The sequence below is a fragment of the Ureibacillus sp. GCM10028918 genome (assembly GCF_042666115.1).
GTDB lineage: Bacteria > Bacillota > Bacilli > Bacillales_A > Planococcaceae > Ureibacillus.
Window position 1 is genome coordinate 39,810 of the sequence record NZ_JBHTFK010000040.1, and the last position, 17,716, is coordinate 57,525.

Sequence of the window (17,716 nt, forward strand, 5' to 3'; positions counted from 1 at the left end):
CAAACAATCTCGAATTCAAGATTAATATTTTTAATAAAAAAATAGGTGGAGGAAAAAGTAAATTCTCCTCCACCAAATGAATAATCTAATTAATCTTTCTTTCTCGAGAATACGTTTTTCATTTTTTCAGTCAGCCCCATTACTGCTGGCATGAAGACCGGTAACATAATGAAGCTTAATAACACAAGACCGACCAAAACTAAAATCGCCACTTGCATTAAGGTAACAATCCCCGAAGGAATTAAGGCTGCGAACGTACCACCCAAGATTAAGGCTGCGGATAAGACAACCCCGCCAATATGTTTGGCTGCATCAATAATTCCTGCACTTCCCTGATCCTTTACCTCATGATAACGCATCATTAGGAAGATACTGTAATCCACCCCTAGTGTGACAATCATGATGAAACTAAAGAATGGTACATTCCAACTTAAAATACTTTGCCCAAGTAATGCCTCACTCAATAATTCAGAAAGGCCGAGTGATGTATAGTAAGCTAAAATCAGGGATGCAATAATAACAATCGGCTGCCAAATCGAACGAGTTATTACCACTAATACGAGCGCAATGCCGATCATCATAATAACAATTGTGCGTGTAAAGTCATCACTGGAAATTTGCTGTAAGTCCACATTGGCTGAAGATTTACCACCTAATGCAATTTCCGAATCAGTTAGGCTCGAATTTTTAGCAGTTGCGTTGATCTGTTCATCGATATCTTTAATAATGGACATCGCTTCTTTTGAATAGGGGTTTACGTCTAAAATAATCGTCATTTTTGTGATTGTACGATCCCCCGACATATACATATTCAAGCTTTCTACGAATTCATCACCTTCTAATACTTCTTGTGGTATATAGAAGACACTATTTGCATCTGAAGTACTTACTTCTCCAAGATAGTCTTGTGCATCTAATAAGCCGTCACTGATTTCAGTCAGGCCATCTGTACTTTGGGCTAACCCGTCCTGCAATTGATTCATTTTATCTTGTAGTGTCGCTAAGCCCTCCTGCAATTGCTTTTGACCCTCATTCACCGTTGATAATCCTTTTTCTAGTTCGCCCGTTTTCGAACTAATTTGGTATGCTCCTGCTTGACCTGATTGGAGTCCTGTGGCAAGTGTGTTAGCACCAGTTTGTAATTGTCCTACTCCCGTTTCCACCTGCTGTAAGCCATTTGTAATTTGAGAGAAGGCCATATTTGCTTCTTTTAATGATGTAACAGCTACATTGTACTGTGGTGTTAGCTCTTTCAATTTCGTTGATAACTGTGCTAGTTGTTCTTGAGCTGATTTTGCTGTACCAATTACTGTTTGAACATTCACATCAGAAGCTAATTCCGGATTTGATTCGACCAAGGCATTCATACATTGTTCAATTGCTGCGTAGCCTTGTAAACTGCTTGCTATCGCACTGTCCACTGTAGTGAACAGTTCACTAAATGCACTAAACCCGTCTTCAATTTTCCCGTACCCTTCTTCTAATCGGGTTGCTCCATCACTTAAATCATTGATACTTTGTTGTAAAGTACCTAAACCACTTGCTAACTCGTTAGCTCCACTTGCTCCATCTTCAAAGCCTTGCGCTACTTGGTTTAAAGCATCGCTTAGTTGTCCTGCCCCCTGCTCCATTGCAGCTGTTCCATCGATTAGCTGCTGCACACTGTCAAAGCTGTTTTCATCTACCTCACCAAGTTTGCCTTCCGCTTCAGAAAGGCCTTCATTAATCGTGCCTAAACCATCTTGAGCAGAACCCAGACCTTCATTTAAAGTATTCGTTTGATCTTGGATATACAAATCCTGTATTTTTTCACCTGCCGGACGTGTTACAGATAAGACTTGGGAGACACCATCCACATTGGAAATGACTTCCGCCATTTGGTCCAGATCCTGTAATCCTTTTTGCGTTGCCAGAGAATCATCAGCTTCAATAACTAACGTTGTTGGTGATGAAAAGCCGGATGGGAAATGATCTTCAATTACATTGATGGCTTGTTTTGATTCATACTCATCACTGATTTCAACTAAATCATTATAATTTAGCTCACCCGAATATTTTATGATAAATGGCACTGAAATGACTGCAACAATAACCAACGCAACGATCGGTCTAAAGAATGAATGTTTGGATAAGAATAACCAAATTTTATTTTCACTATGACCATTTACCGATTTAGCCGGCCAAAACATTTTAATGCCAAATACAGCCATAAAGAATGGATTTAAGGTAAGCAATACAAGCAATAAAACTGCTACCCCAATTGCAACAGCGGATGTCGCTTGATATAGTTTGAATTCCGCCAAATACAGTACAATGAATCCGATGAATACTGCAATTCCACTATAAATAACTGTTTTTCCGGCAGTTTTGTAAGTTTCCGTAATGGCCTTTAAAATATGTTCGCCTTTACCGAGCTCTTCTTTAAAGCGCGTATAAAGTAAAATATTATAATCTGTTCCAATCCCAAATAAAATTACGATTAAAAAGACTTGAGTAAAATTTGAGAATGGAAAGTTAAACTTATCAACAAGTTGTGTAACAATCCCAAGCGAAACAATATAAGAAACGCCCACTGTAATTAAGGAAATTAATGGAACTACAGGTGAACGGAAAACTAAAACTAATACGACTAAAATGAAAACTATCGCAATAACTTCGGTTTTCTTAATCCCTTCTTGCGAGGATTTCGCAAAATCATCCATGACAATGTCTGTCCCTGTATAATAAGAATCTACTGAATTTAAATCCGTTTTTTCTCGTAAGTTTTGTGCAGCTTCTTCAACTGTTCCTTGTTTTTTGTCGACAGAAATTTGAGATAAAATTGTTGTTCCATCTTCTGAAACTAGTTGCTTCTCTGCTTCTTCACTATCAGCGGGAGCAAGCATATCTGTTATTCCCAGCTCATCACGATGATCTTTTAGTGTTTGAATCGCCTGATCGACCTCTTCAAGCTGAGTTTCATTCAACGCTTCATCACTGCCACTCGTAAACACAGCGATAAACTGATAGGTGTCTGTTCCTTCATCCGCCATTTCTGTGAGCAGCTTAGAGGCTACTTCACTTTGTGTGTAGGATGGAATGTCTGTTTGACCTTTTTCACGTACTAATGTATCTAAATTTGGCATCGTAACAATCATTACAATTGAAATAATTACCCATACTACAAACGATGCAGTACGCATATTTAGCCAATTTTTCAAGATTAATCACCTTTCTTTTATATAATTCGTTTCTCCTAAACTTCCGTTCAGGAAAGAGCCTATTAATACACTAACATGATAAAAAAGTTTAAAATATAGACAATGAGGGTCCGATTGTTTAAAAAATCTAGTCTAATCAGGAGTGAAAAATGAAGCATAGCGATGAAACAAAACGAATCCTTTCTGTATCTTTAAAGGAGTTAATGAAAAATAAGCCACTCGAAAAGATTTCCATTCGTGAGCTGACTGAAAATGCGAATGTGAATCGTCAAACCTTTTACTACCATTTTGAAGATATTTACGATTTGCTCAAGTGGACTTTCCAGCAGGAAACGATTCAATTGCTGGATGTACATGAGGATGCACTTGTATGGAAAGAAGGACTACTTCAGCTTTTTAAATATTTGGAGGCCAATAAAGAATTTTGTTTATGTGCATTACAATCTTTAGGCCGAGGTCATTTAAAGCGATTTTTCTACTCCGATATTTCTACAATTTTTGGGAGAGTCATTAAATCACTTTGTGAAAAATTGAATGCCAGTGAGGAGCATATTGCGTTTCTAACTCATTTCTACACACTGTCATTGGCTGGTCTAGTTGAGAGTTGGCTCTTGGAGGAAATGGACCAAACACCAGAGGAAATCATTGAAATGATTGATACAATTATACTAGATCAGATACGTGGTGCAGAGCATCGGATTAAAGGGGTGAATTAAACCACACTCCGTAAGTAATATCTCATTATCTACCTGATAATGACTATTTTCATTGTCAGCGCCAACAATCTTTCATAAAACCTTATTCAACATTCCTACAGTAAAAAAGTAGCATCCATCTCTATTGAAGATGTGATGCTACTTCTTTCGAGCCCGTTTTGTAGATTGCAAAATGCCGAGCTCTTCTCTATATTTTGCAATGGTGCGTCTTGCAATTGGAATGTTTTCAGCCAACAAGGTGTTCGCTATTTTTTGATCGGATAATGGTTTAGCGATGTCTTCCTTTTCTATTATGGCCTTGATTTTTTCTTTAATAAACCCTGGTGATTCCACTTCACCACTTTGCATTTTAACACCCCGAACAAGAAAGGTTTTTAAAGCAAATATCCCTTTCGGTGTTTGGATATATTTATTACTGATCGTACGACTAATAGTGGATTCGTGAAGACTTACGCTCTCTGCTAATTCCTTTAAACGAAGTGGGACCAAAGCATTTTTCCCTTTTTGCAAAAACGCCCATTGTTTATCCACGATACTTTCCGTCACCTTATACAACGTTTCGTGACGTTGCTTAATCCCTCGCATTAATAGAAATGCATCATTTAGCTTTGTTTTTAAATAGTCCTTCGTTTCCCCAATGGCTTCAGTACGAAGCAATTCTTCATAGTACGAATTAATCGAAATTTGAGGCAAATCCAGATCATTTATGTGAATGATAAACTCCCCATTAAATTCCTCCACAATAATATCCGGAATAATATATTCTTGTTTTGTAGCATGTACTTCCATTAGCGGACGTGGATTCAACTGCCTAATATATGAAAATGCACTTTCAACTTCTGCTTTTGTAACATCATATAGATTCGTTATTAACTGAAAATTCCCTTCAGCTAAATCCTCCAGATGCTTTTGGATAAGTACCTCTGTAAGTTTCGGATAATTCCGATTTCGAATGACTTGTAAATACAGACACTCTCTTAAACTACGCGCTCCTATTCCAGCAGGCTCGAAGCTTTGAAGTACAGTGATAAGCTCTTCACACTTTCCAACCGATATCCGAAATCGTTCTGCTGTTTCCTCGGCATCACACTCTAAATACCCAACCTCATTTAAATTTCGAATCAGATACAGCACAATTTCTCTTTCACTTTTCGTTAGATTCCCTTGAACCGCTAACTGCTCCATTAAATTGGTTTCAATCGATCTATCTTGATGTGGAACATGGAGTAATGGATCAAAAAACTCATCTTTCACAAAACTTGCAGCTCTCGAATTCGGTACACGAGCCATTTCCAGTAAATGCACCGTATTGTGTTCCTTCAGTTCGATTAGAGGATTGGCATTTGCTTCATCTCTTATGAAATGTTCAAGCTCCGCTACTGAATATTTTAGAATCTCCAATGACTGCTTTACCTGAGGAGTTAAGGAAAGCTTAGTTTCTAGCTTTTGCTGTAAATGTAATGAAGTCTCCATTAAAATTACTCCCTTCCAGGAATTCGTATATCTAAACGCTTCATTCGGTATTGCAGGCTTTGTCTACTTACCCCTAGGGCCGATGCCGTATTGGTGATGTGGTTTTGATGAGCTTTTAAATACTTCTCGATCGTTTGCTTTTCAAACAAGGTTAATTGTTCAGTTAAACCCATGCTTTCATTACCTGTTGGTGCTTCCTTAAATACTTGGATTGGAATAGGTCTTGCCGATTCACTTTTACGATACTGATAAGGTAAATGATTAAACTCAATCCTTTGTTCATGATTTACTAAATTCATAGAAGCTTCAATGACATGCTCCAGTTCACGAACATTTCCCGGCCAGCTTTGGGATTCAAAAAATTGAAGCACTTCCTCTGATACACACTTTACGTTCAATTTGAATAATTCATTATACTTATGTATAAATTCTTCTATGAGCACTGGTATATCCCCGTTGCGTTCTCTTAATGGCGGAATAAATAAAGTCACCACTGCCAAGCGGTAATATAAATCTTTCCTTAAGTGATTATTTGCAATCGCATCAATTGGATCTTCGTTTACAGTTGCAATAACACGAACATCGATTGGAATTTCTTTAGAACCACCAATTCTGCGTATCTTTCGCTCTTGTAGAACCCGTAGTAGTTTTGCTTGTAATGAAATATTCAAGGAATTCAATTCATCCAGCAATAACGTACCACCCTGTGCCTGCTCAAAGAGTCCGGGACTATCAATTGCACCTGTAAATGCACCTTTTGCAGTACCAAATAGTATCCCTTCAATAAGGGTATCCGGCAATGCAGCACAGTTCTGTGTTATAAAGGGGGCTCCTGAACGTTCACTTTCTGTATGAATGCTTTGGGCAAACAATTCTTTTCCTGTGCCTGTTTCACCAATAATTAAGACATTGGAATTTGTCCGTGTCGCTCGCTTTGCTAAAGCAATTATTTCTTTTAGTTCACTGCTCTTCCCTATAATATGATCAAACGTAAAGTCTGTCTTTGTTTGTCTAAGATTTTGGCGCATCAATCGTTCCATTCTTGTTACGTCTGTTGCGATTTCTACTGCCGCACATATATCTCCATGAATGGTTAGAGGAAATGTATTATTAACGGTTGTAATCTCTACACCACGATTATTAAAATACGTTTGTTTTACATTAACAATTTCCTCGCCATGCTGTAATGATTTTAATAACGTACTGCTCTGATTTTCTTGAAATTGAAAGACATCTCGAACATCTTTATGCAAAACATCTTCTTTTTCCATTACTTCCATTTCACGCATTTTTTTATTGTAGATAATGGTTTTTCCATCTCGATTAACAGCATGAATTCCTACGCCGACACGCTCGATTATTTCTTCATACAATTGTTTCATAACGTTCTCACCGTGATTCAATTTGCATCACCTCATTTCTATCATACTGTAAAAATTTTTTGCTAAAAAGGTTAATTTCAAATAAATTTTGCGCAAAATTATTTGGCAATAGATACGCAATAGTTGTAATTACTAGAAAAAAAGTTGGCATGATAATTGCTTATTAAAATATGATACTAGAAAGCAGAATTTTTGAGGGGGAATTTTAATGTCGACAAAATCAGCTAGTGTAATTGAACAGACGGAAAAATTTGGTGCACATAACTATCATCCACTACCAATCGTGATTTCAGAGGCCGAGGGAGTATGGGTGCAGGATCCTGAAGGCAATAAATATATGGATATGCTCTCTGCTTACTCTGCTCTTAACCAAGGTCATCGTCACCCTAAAATTATTAGAGCTCTCATTGACCAAGCAAACCGTGCTACTTTAACTTCACGTGCTTTCCACAATGACCAGCTTGGTCCATGGTATGAAAAATTAACAAAGATAACTGGCAAAAATATGGTGTTGCCAATGAACACTGGTGCGGAAGCTGTTGAATCTGCCATTAAAGTTGCACGTCGTTGGGCATATGAGGTAAAAGGGGTAGAAGATAATAGAGCTGAAATTATCGGCTGTGACGGGAACTTCCATGGCCGTACAATTGGCGCTGTTTCCCTATCTTCTGACGCAGAATACAAAAAAGGCTTCGGACCCCTTTTACCAGGTTTTAAATTAATTCCTTATGGTGATGCAGAGGCTCTTAAAGCTGCTATCACGCCAAATACAGCTGCATTTATCGTGGAGCCGATCCAGGGAGAAGCTGGAATAGTAATGCCTCCAAAAGGGTTCTTAAAAGAAGTGGAACAAATCTGTAAAGAAAACAATGTCTTATTTATTGCTGATGAAATTCAAACAGGACTTGCTCGTACAGGTAAAATGTTCGCCCACCAATGGGAAGAGGTAAATCCAGACGTGATTATCCTCGGGAAAGCCCTTGGTGGAGGTGTATTGCCAATTTCCGCAGTAGTGGCAAATAGCGATATACTTGGAGTATTAAACCCGGGATCCCATGGTTCAACATTCGGCGGAAATCCTCTTGCCTGCGCAGTTTCGATCGCTTCATTGGAAGTGCTTGAAGAAGAAGAATTAACCGAACATTCTTTAGAATTGGGTAACTACTTCCAAGAACAATTACGTTCCATTAACCATCCTTCTATTAAGGAAGTGCGTGGCAGTGGATTATTCATTGGTGTAGAGTTAACGGTTCCTGCTCGTTCATATTGTGAACAATTAAAGGACTTAGGTTTATTATGTAAAGAGACTCATGATTTTGTCATTCGGTTGGCTCCACCATTAATCATTACAAAAGAAGAAATAGATTGGGCTTTAGAAAAAATCAGATCTGTATTTGCTTAACAACTTTATAACGAGGCTGTTCAAATTAATTTTGAATAGCCTCTTTTTGCGTTAAGATAAGAAAAAGTTCACCCTAAAGGAGTCATGTAAATGCAAACGATTTTTATATCAGGATACCGACCTCATGAACTTGGTGTTTTTAATGATAAACACCCTGGCATACCGGTTATTAAGAAAGCAATTGAAAATGAATTAAGATTATTGTTTGAGGAAGGGCTTGAATGGGTAGTGATTAGTGGGCAACAAGGGGTAGAAACTTGGGCAGCAGAAGTCATAATTGAGTTGAAAAATGAATATCCTAATTTAAAGTATTCCGTTATAACACCTTTTTTAGATCAGGAGAAGAATTGGAACGAACAAAAGCAGCAAAAATATCATGAAATTGTTTCAAAGGCAGATTTTGTAACCAGTGTAACGAAAAGACCTTATGAGGCACCTTGGCAATTTATCGAAAAAGATAAATTCATTATTCAAAACACAGATGGCTTACTGTTGATTTATGATGAAGATAATGAAGGCTCTCCGAAATATGTAAAAAAACTTGCACAAAAATATGAGGAGCAGCATAACTATAGGATTATAGAAATTAATGCCTACGATTTACAATCAATTGCAGAAGAACTGCAAAGAGAGGATTGGTAGCATTCTTTCTCCATATTGATAGTGTCGGTTGATGATTCTCATCGTCCTCAGGCTTAACTTCTTCTTTCTTCATCCTTCTAGTTTTATCAACTTTTCGTGAGATTTTTTTAAAAATAAAAATAAATTAATTAAATTTTCTGTCTTTTTATTTATTTTTTGTTATAATGATATGAAATCCAAAACATTAAGAATTTTGAAGGAGATGATGCTATGCAGCAAATCAGATTTGTAAAGGAACCTAAACCTATTAATGTATCCCACGATACGTACAGAAGAGAGTGCTGTTATACTAGTGGAGTGCATATTCCATTTGATGATTTTGTAGGGATTCTGGAGTGCATGTCCCATGATACGAAGCTTTACTTCGAATTCCATAATCCTGGGAAACAAATTGCTCCGGGTACTTATCTAAATGGGCATGCAGGTCTTGCGAAGTGTATTGTAAATTACTATCAAAATACGAAAGACATGAATGTAAAAAACGTAATCGGCCAAGATTTCTATGTTAAAATTATTTAAAAATACTCTCTGAGGTGACAATAAGGTGAATACCAAATAAAAACACCGCTTTGTTCGAATGCCAATGGCGCTTCGCTTCAAGCGGTGTTTATATTATATTATTTCTTTTGAATCGAGATTGTCCAAGAAGCTTCATCTAATTGCTCGAAGTTCGTAACAGTATGACCAGCTTCTGCTGCCCAAGAAGGAATTGACTCTGTTCCTTGTGTACAGTCAAATTCAACTACCAGCACATCACCTGAGTTCATTTCTTCAATCTCATTTTGTGCTTCTATTAAAGGAAATGGGCAAACCATTCCTTTTACCTCTAAAGTCTTTTGCATGTCTTTTCCTCCTCGAAAGTTTTTCCTAAGCGTTTATGCAGGCGTTACCTGTTCTTTTAGTTTTGCCGCTTTCGCTTTTTGACGCGGGCGTACAAACACAAAGTATGATGCTGTCCAAGTACCTAAAATCATAAATACTAGACCAATCCAACCTTGCCAAGTCATCATCGCAGTCATTACTAAACCGTTCCCGATTGAACAGCCACCTGCAAGACTTGCACCGACACCCATTAAGTTCCCGCCGATAAAGCTATTGATCCCAGTTTTTACATCAGGCATTCTGAAACGGAATTCTTTACTTGCTTTCGCTGCAATAAATGATCCCGCAAAAATACCCAATACCAGGAATACACCCCAGTTAAGGTTTCCTTCATCACCTGTAGTTAAGTATTGCAGAATATTAGCTGATGGTGTTGTAATCCCTAGACCAAAGACACGTCCAGTCGCGGCACTTAAAGGCCATGCGATTAAAGCAATTAAACCGACTAATGTAGCCGTTACGAATGGATGCCAACGTTTTTCGAATAAAATGTGAGCTAATCCTGTACGCTTCGGTTTTAAAGATGGAACAACTACTTTCGGCTTTGTTAATTGTTTATATACAATAAATCCAACGATTGCAACGAATGGAATAATGACTACCCAATGGTTAATGCCGAAAGTTTCTGCAATTGAGTTTGTTGGCAGTACTGCACTTGTCTGCGCTTGTTGATTGAAAGGTGCAAAAACACCCGACTTCATCATCGTACTCATTAACATATAACCCGCTAACGCAATCCAGCTACCAATTAAGCCTTCCCCGGCACGATACCAAGTACCAGTTGCACAGCCTCCTGCTAGAATAATCCCAATCCCGAAAATAAATGATCCAATTATGACCGAAAGAATTGGCAACGAACCAGCAGAATATTCAAATACACCTAAATCTATAAGTAAAAATACACCCACACTCTGCACGGCAATGGCAATTAGCAGTGCATAAAACATGCGGTTATTTTTTGCTATATACATATCACGGAATCCACCTGTTAAACAAAAACGACCTCTTTGCATAACGAAGCCGAGTAATGCTCCACAAAGCAGTCCGGTAATTATCATGTAGGACACAATCTCACTCCCTATTAAATTCTTAGTAAACTGATATGAATATAATACATTGTAGGACGATATTTTACAATAGTTTTTTGTATCCAAAAAAAGGAACAGTTTAATTGGCACTATTCAATTTTCACAAAAAGATTTTCTTAATAAATTTGAAGAACTAGTCTGAATAATGTTGACAATTTGACTGATAATGATTATCATTATCGTATAGTGTTACTCTTTCGAGACGAACCCCTCAGACTTCTCGAATAAATATGATGGTAAATGGCGAATCTATTATAGATTTGCCATTTACTATAATGACTTCTATTTTTGGGTATAGCATACATATAAATTTATAAAGGAGAGTTGATAGAATGGAATTTCGAATTGAAAAAGATACACTAGGTGAAGTACGTGTACCTGCGGATAAAATTTGGGGTGCTCAAACACAACGAAGCAGAGAGAACTTTCAAATTGGCGAAGAAAAAATGCCAATCGAAATTATACACGCATTTGCAACCTTAAAAAAGGCAGCTGCCATTGCAAACAATAAGTTAGGCAAGCTTCCTGCAGTTAAAGCGGATGCGATTGTTGCTGCAGCTGATGAAATCCTTGCCGGTAAATGGGACGAGCATTTCCCCCTAGTCGTTTGGCAGACAGGCAGTGGTACACAATCAAATATGAATGTAAACGAAGTAATCGCATTCCGTGCGAACCAAATGCTTCAAGAACAAGGTAGTTCAGAACGAATTCATCCAAACGATGATGTCAACAAATCTCAAAGCTCGAATGACACATTCCCTACTGCTTTACATATTGCTGCAGTAGAAATTGTTGAAAACTACCTAATGCCTCGACTTCAATTATTAAAAGCAACATTAAAAGAAAAAGCAGATGCATTTAACGATATTATAAAAATTGGGCGTACTCACCTTCAGGATGCAACTCCTCTGACATTAGGTCAGGAAATTAGCGGCTGGCATCATATGCTCGTAAAATCGGAAAAGATGATTATGGTCAATACGCAATTTTTAAAAGATCTTGCCATTGGTGGAACTGCGGTTGGTACTGGCATTAACGCACATCCTAGATTTGGCGACATGGTTGCAGAGGAAATAAACTCATTAACTGGTCAGTCTTTTAAGTCTTCGGATAACAAATTCCATGCTCTGACAAGCCACGATGAAATTGTATCAGCTCATGGTGCGTTAAAGGCTCTTGCGGTGGACCTCATGAAAATTGCGAACGATGTACGTTGGCTGGCAAGTGGGCCTCGTAGCGGAATAGGTGAAATTACGATTCCAGAAAACGAACCTGGAAGTTCCATCATGCCTGGTAAAGTAAACCCTACTCAAAGTGAAGCAATGACGATGGTTGTCACGCAAGTAGTTGGGAACGATGCGACAATTGCCTTTGCCGCTTCCCAAGGGAACTTCGAGTTAAATGTTTTTAAACCGGTAATCATTTATAACTTCTTACAATCTGCTCGCCTTTTGGCCGATTCGATGAAATCCTTTAACGATAATTGTGCAATTGGCATCGAGCCAAATAAAGAAGTTCTTGAACGAAATCTTGAAAATTCATTGATGCTGGTAACAGCTCTAAACCCTTATATCGGCTATGAAAATGCAGCCAAGATTGCAAAAAAGGCACATAAGGAAGGTACGACATTAAAAGAGGCTACCCTTGCACTTGGATTATTAACGGAAGAACAGTTCGAGCAATATATCGATCCAAAGAAAATGATTTATCCGAATGCTGAATAGTAGATAAATGTACAATAACCGCCAAATAATTTTGGCGGTTATTTGCATTTCGGTAGATACGGTTTTGAATATAATGAATAAACATTGTATTGAAAAAGAAAAAAAGCTGAACTAGTTGTCCAACATAGTTCAGCTTAATAATCTTAAGTAAAATTGGCGTGAGTTTATTCGTCTTTGGAAAGTGATTCTACTATCCTGTGAAAGTAGCCTCTTCACTACCCCAATAACATAGAGCTCAATCAGTTCCAAATAAATTCGAGCGATACCGTAGTTCTGCTAGAGATGATGTTTCTTCCTCGCATAAACTATGAACCATTGGTCACTCCCTCATTTATTTTCATTCCATATAAATCTTTTAATATCGTTTCATTATTTCCAAATAGCTCACTTAACATTTGATAGATATCATATAATTGTTCGTATTTTTGTTTGTTTTGAGAATTTGGTTTAAATTTCATCGTTTGTTTAGCAGCATATTGTTTTATCAAATAATTCAATGGTTCTTGTTTAGCAGCTGCTACACCTATAATGGCTGCCCCTAATGCCGGTACATGATCTTGGTTAATTACGGTAATCTCTTTTTGTAGTACATCTGCATAAACTTGAACGAGAAAATGATTCTTTCTAGGGATTCCTCCCGTTAACACTACTCGATTTACCGGAACGTGATTTCGTTCAAATAAATCAAGAATCACCTTTGTACCAAATGCAGTACTTTCCACTAATGCCCGGTAAATTTCAAAGCTTTCCGTCAGTATGGTTTCACCAACCATCACACTTGCTAAGTTCGGGTTAACGAAAGGTGTGCGATTTCCATTGTGCCAATCAAGCGCTACTAGCCCTGATTCACCCACTTCCAACTTGCTCGCATAGTCATTCAACACGTCGAAAACCGATTTCTTTGCTAAGTTTGCTTCAATATAGTACTTTTCTGGCAACTGATTTTTTGCAAAGTAAGAAAATATATCTCCTACCGCGACTTGCCCTGCTTCATAAGCAAATAAGCCCGGGATAATTCCATCTTCCACAACACCAGAAATGCCAGGAATAACAGTTTCTTTTTCACTTAGCAACAGATGACAACTCGAAGTGCCAACGACAATTAGGAGTTCATTTGGTTCGCTTAACCCCGCACCTACAACCGCCGCATGAGCATCAATTATACCTATTCCTACAGCGGTATCACATGATAGACCTAGCCAGTTCGCTATCTCCTCCTGCAAATACCCTGCAAACGTACCAACTGGTAGTACATCGCCCAAAAGTTTTGTATCGTAAATCGCTTCAAGAGCTGGATGGATAGTAGCTAACGTTGCTTTATCTAAATAATTATCACTCTTTTGCCATATCCCTTTATATCCAGCCATACAGTTACTGCGAACTAATCGACCTGTAAGCTTCGATACTAACCAATCACCTGCTTCAATGAAATAGTCCATTTTATTAAACACTATTGGTTCATCATGAATAATTTCCAAAAGCTTAGGTAGTAGCCATTCAGATGAAATAATATTTCCGTACTTTTCTAAATAAGGATGGCCAATTAATCGCTCGGTGATGATTTCAGCTTCTTTATGTGCACTATGGCTCTTCCATAACTTTGCGTATGCATGCGGATTGTTTGAAAGCTCAGTTTTCTTCATAAGTGGTTCAAAATCATTTGTTATGGGCAAAACCGTGCTACTTGTAAAATCAATCCCAATACCTTTAATTTGATCTTTGGAGATGTTTGTTTCCTTCACAATTTGCTCTGTAAGTTCCTTTAAAGCCCATTCATAATCTTCGGGATTTTGAAGCACCATTGTGTTTTTTAAAGGTCGATCATTTAAATGTTTTGTAATTACTCCATGGGGATAAGCGACTTCAGTAGTAGCAATGATCTCAGCTGTTTCAGTATCAATAAGTAATGCCCTGCTGGTTTCCGTACCAAAGTCAAAACCGATTGCATACATAGTCATTCCTCCTTATTTGTATAGAGGACCAAAATTTTGACAAGCTCTAAAATCAGCTTGTTCACTTTCTTGTGTACCAAACATATTCCAAGCGCTAGGACGATAAATACGTTCGCTGTCGATATTATGCATATTCACCGGGATACGAAGCATGGAGGCTAATGTCATCAATTCCGCTCCCATATGTCCGTAGGTTACAACACAATGGTTGGAGCCCCAATTATTCATCACCGAATAAACATCCTTAAAGGCCCCTTCGCCAGTTAAATTTGGCACGAACCAAGTTGTTGGCCAAGTCGGGTCTGTTCTTAAGTCCAGCGAATCATGCATCTCATCTTCTAGTTCTACCGTATACCCTTCTGCAATTTGTAATACCGGTCCTAAACCTTTAATGTAGTTCAGTCGGCTAATTGTTACTGGCATATCTCCTTTTGTTGTGAAGTCAGTTGAATAACCTCCACCACGGAAGTAACCTGTATTTCCAGGACGTAATTGTGTATTTTTTATACAAGCCATCACTTCATCGTCCGTAATGTCCCAGAACGGCTTGATTGCCGGATTACCATCGATTTTCTGTTGTCCTGTCCCATCGAGTGCTGCTGGGCCGGAATTGATTAAATGGATAAATCCGCCTTCCGCTTTTCCTGTTGGCGCTTTACCTGTTACACGTCTAACCGCATCGGGACTCCAATACGTACGAACGTCTGCAAAAACTTGTGCAGTATTTGTTAGTAAATGGCCAAACGCCATCGTAACACCATTCATACAATCATTTTCTGTAGCTAAAATATAAGGTGCTCGTTTCCCATTCCAGTCAAAAGATGAGTTAAGGATTGCTTCCATAAAATCTCCGTTCGGATAATGATCTGTCCATTGTCTTTGTCCTTGGAATCCCGCAATAAACGCATTATGTCCCCATGCCTCTTCTTCCCATCCTTGTTTTGCTAGTTTTTCGTTTCCTACCATCAAATCTCTTGCAATGATTGCCATTTTAATGGAAGTTTGCAAGTCTTTTTCCTTCTGCTCCGGCGTACGTTGACCATTAGGCTCATTAATATCCTCGCCAAAGACAAAATTCTCTTTTATCCATTTATATGCTTTTTCATATTCTTCATTATCATAGATTTCTAGCTCCATTCTTCTTAGAAACTCAACAGATTCTACATACTCATTACGCATCCCTAAATACTCTTGGAAGAAATCATCTTTTACAATGCTCCCAGCGATCCCCATTGATACATTGCCAATTGATAAATAGGATTTCCCGCGTAAGGTTGCAACTGCTAAACCGGCTTTAGCAAATTTCAAAAGCTTCTCCTGAACATCACTTGGTATCGATGTATCTCCTAAATCTTGAACATCTCGCCCGTAAATACCAAATGCAGGTAAACCCTTATGATTGTGGGCTGCCAATACAGCAGCTAGATATACTGCTCCTGGTCGCTCTGTCCCGTTAAAACCCCAAACCGCTTTAGGTATATGCGGATCCATATCCATCGTCTCTATTCCATAACACCAGCTTGGTGTAACTGTAATCGACACGCCAACACCTTCACGCTTAAACTTTTCCGCGCAAGCTGCAGCTTCTGCTACCCCACCAATACATGTATCTGCAATCACACATTGAACCGGTTCGCCATTTGAATACTTTAAGTTTTCACTCAAGAATTGAGCAACTGCTTTTGCTAACCCAATCGCGTGTTCTTCAATGGATTCACGCACCCCTCTACGTCTTCCATCAACTGTCGGACGAATACCAATTTTTGGAAACTCACCTATAAATCTATTTTCCCCCATTTTCAAGAAACCTCCTTATTAATATGTGCATAGTGCAATCTCATTTCTTGCCATGTTGTTATCTGTTGTGGCTCATATTCTTTTGTTGTAAATGATTGTTTTATAAGTTGACGCCCTTGTTCTAGTGAAGAAATTTCCCCTAATGCCCTTAGCTGAGATACCCCATTTCCTAGAGAACTCGCTTCTGCTGGACCTGTCACTACTTTTTTGCCTGTTGCATTTGCAATTAGCTGGCAAATAATTTCATTTTGTGCACCGCCTCCACCAATGTAAATGGTTGAACAGCTACGATTGGACAGTTCTTCAATTTGGTTAATGACATTTGCATAATGCATTGCCATACTTTCGCTAACACACCGTATAAACTCCCCAACAGTGTTTGGAATTGGTTGATTTGTATTTTGACAATATGCTTGTATTGCTTTAGACATGGAGCTTGGATTAAAGAAACTTGCATCCTCTGGTTGAATTAAAGATTGAAATGGTTTTGCTTTATGAAAAACTTCCCTTTCATCATTAAAATCGATAGTCATTCCAAGTTGTCTCCACTCTTTACGAAGTTGTTGCATCATCCAAAATCCCGTCGCATTCTTTTGGAATCGAATATCTCCTTCACTTGTTCTTTCATTTGTAAAGCCGCCATTAAAGGCTTCCATTGTTAGAACAGGTTCTTTAATTTCCATACCAATCACACCCCATGTACCTAAACTGATAAAAATTGCATCCTCCGCTTCAATTGGTAAAGCAGATAAAGCACAAGCAGTATCATGACCAGGAACTAGAGCTATTTTAATGGATGGTAAACTTGAAAGCTCTCCAATAATTTGATGCGGATTTTCGATGGGACTTAAAGGTAAAGTTCGATTAAATATGGAATGAATTAAGTTTTCATCCCATTGAGTTGATTGAATATTTAATAGCTGTGTCGTAGAGGCAATCGTTTTTTCATTTACAATCTCATTGGATAATGCATGGACAAATAGATTCGGCATTAATAAAATTTCCTTTGCCTCTTCCAAAAACCATGGGTGATGTTCTTGTATCATCAATAACTGAAACAAAGTATTGATCGGCGATATTTCATTACCAGTTCGTTTAAATAATTCTTTATGACTGATTGTCTTTTCCAATTCTTGAACAAAAGGGACAGTATGTGTATCTCTATAGGAAAATGGATTGGATATTAATTTCCCTTTTGTATTTAATAGACCTATATCAACACCCCAAGTATCAATTCCTAATGAGGCTGCATTGTTTTCCACTTTATTTAAACCTTCACTCATATTTTTTAAGATTGCAGGATAATCCCAGTAATAATGTTTTCCCAACTGGATTGGTTCGTTTTTGAATCGATGGACTTCTGATAAACTTAACTTTTCTCCATCAAACTTTTGGGCAGTTAATCGTCCACTGGAAGCACCTAGATCATAGGCTAATACGACCGTCACATTAGCACCT

The 17,716-nt window shown here is 38.1% G+C and carries 13 protein-coding genes; 5 read left to right on the plus strand and 8 right to left on the minus strand.

Annotated elements, in window-relative coordinates; translation table 11 throughout:
• Positions 1–89: 89 nt before the first annotated feature.
• Entirely contained in the window at positions 90–3,182 is a 3,093-nt protein-coding gene (locus ACFQU5_RS18855) for an MMPL family transporter (RefSeq protein ID WP_390291684.1), read from the minus strand.
• 167 nt (positions 3,183–3,349) lie between these two features.
• Between ACFQU5_RS18855 and ACFQU5_RS18860 the strand changes: the two genes are divergently transcribed.
• Positions 3,350–3,916: a TetR/AcrR family transcriptional regulator gene (locus ACFQU5_RS18860; protein ID WP_390291500.1), complete on the plus strand. Its 567-nt coding sequence runs from the start codon at positions 3,350–3,352 to the stop codon at positions 3,914–3,916.
• 138 nt (positions 3,917–4,054) lie between these two features.
• On the opposite strand, the gene rpoN is transcribed toward ACFQU5_RS18860, so the two are convergent.
• Positions 4,055–5,389 (minus strand): RNA polymerase factor sigma-54, encoded by a 1,335-nt coding sequence (gene rpoN / locus ACFQU5_RS18865; RefSeq protein WP_390291503.1) that lies wholly within the window; start codon positions 5,387–5,389, stop codon positions 4,055–4,057.
• 5 nt (positions 5,390–5,394) lie between these two features.
• Positions 5,395–6,771 (minus strand): sigma-54 interaction domain-containing protein, encoded by a 1,377-nt coding sequence (locus ACFQU5_RS18870; protein WP_390291506.1) that lies wholly within the window; start codon positions 6,769–6,771, stop codon positions 5,395–5,397.
• 208 nt (positions 6,772–6,979) lie between these two features.
• On the opposite strand from ACFQU5_RS18870, the gene ACFQU5_RS18875 reads away from it, so the two are divergent.
• The 3 genes from ACFQU5_RS18875 to ACFQU5_RS18885 all read left to right on the plus strand — a co-directional run bounded on the left by ACFQU5_RS18875 (position 6,980) and on the right by ACFQU5_RS18885 (position 9,334).
• Entirely contained in the window at positions 6,980–8,173 is a 1,194-nt protein-coding gene (locus ACFQU5_RS18875; protein WP_390291509.1) for an ornithine--oxo-acid transaminase, read from the plus strand.
• Positions 8,174–8,263: 90 nt separating this feature from the next.
• On the plus strand, positions 8,264–8,815 hold the full coding sequence (locus ACFQU5_RS18880) for an SLOG family protein (protein WP_390291512.1): 552 nt from the start codon (positions 8,264–8,266) through the stop codon (positions 8,813–8,815).
• A 210-nt stretch (positions 8,816–9,025) separates the two neighbouring features.
• Positions 9,026–9,334 (plus strand): hypothetical protein, encoded by a 309-nt coding sequence (locus ACFQU5_RS18885; RefSeq protein WP_390291515.1) that lies wholly within the window; start codon positions 9,026–9,028, stop codon positions 9,332–9,334.
• A gap of 98 nt (positions 9,335–9,432) precedes the next feature.
• Here the strand turns inward: ACFQU5_RS18885 and ACFQU5_RS18890 are convergent, their stop codons facing one another.
• A complete protein-coding gene (locus ACFQU5_RS18890) occupies positions 9,433–9,657 on the minus strand; it encodes a sulfurtransferase TusA family protein (RefSeq protein WP_301138951.1) in 225 nt (74 codons plus the stop codon).
• A 33-nt stretch (positions 9,658–9,690) separates the two neighbouring features.
• Positions 9,691–10,755, minus strand: a complete 1,065-nt coding sequence (locus ACFQU5_RS18895; protein WP_390291686.1) for a YeeE/YedE thiosulfate transporter family protein — start codon at positions 10,753–10,755, stop codon at positions 9,691–9,693.
• Between the two features lie 362 nt (positions 10,756–11,117).
• Between ACFQU5_RS18895 and fumC the strand changes: the two genes are divergently transcribed.
• Complete coding sequence (gene fumC / locus ACFQU5_RS18900; protein WP_390291519.1) at positions 11,118–12,509, plus strand: class II fumarate hydratase; 1,392 nt, start codon at positions 11,118–11,120, stop codon at positions 12,507–12,509.
• A gap of 305 nt (positions 12,510–12,814) precedes the next feature.
• Here fumC and ACFQU5_RS18905 read toward each other — a convergent pair whose 3' ends face one another.
• From ACFQU5_RS18905 to ACFQU5_RS18915, 3 genes are read right to left on the minus strand one after another with little or no spacing between them, the layout of a single operon-like run.
• The gene (locus ACFQU5_RS18905) at positions 12,815–14,461 is read right to left on the minus strand and encodes a ribulokinase (RefSeq protein WP_390291522.1); all 1,647 of its coding nucleotides are present in this window, start codon (positions 14,459–14,461) and stop codon (positions 12,815–12,817) included.
• A 12-nt stretch (positions 14,462–14,473) separates the two neighbouring features.
• The gene (locus ACFQU5_RS18910; protein ID WP_390291525.1) at positions 14,474–16,264 is read right to left on the minus strand and encodes an L-fucose isomerase; all 1,791 of its coding nucleotides are present in this window, start codon (positions 16,262–16,264) and stop codon (positions 14,474–14,476) included.
• Positions 16,261–17,706, minus strand: a complete 1,446-nt coding sequence (locus ACFQU5_RS18915; RefSeq protein WP_390291529.1) for a rhamnulokinase — start codon at positions 17,704–17,706, stop codon at positions 16,261–16,263. Before ACFQU5_RS18915 ends, ACFQU5_RS18910 begins: the two co-directional genes overlap by 4 nt.
• Positions 17,707–17,716: the final 10 nt, after the last annotated feature.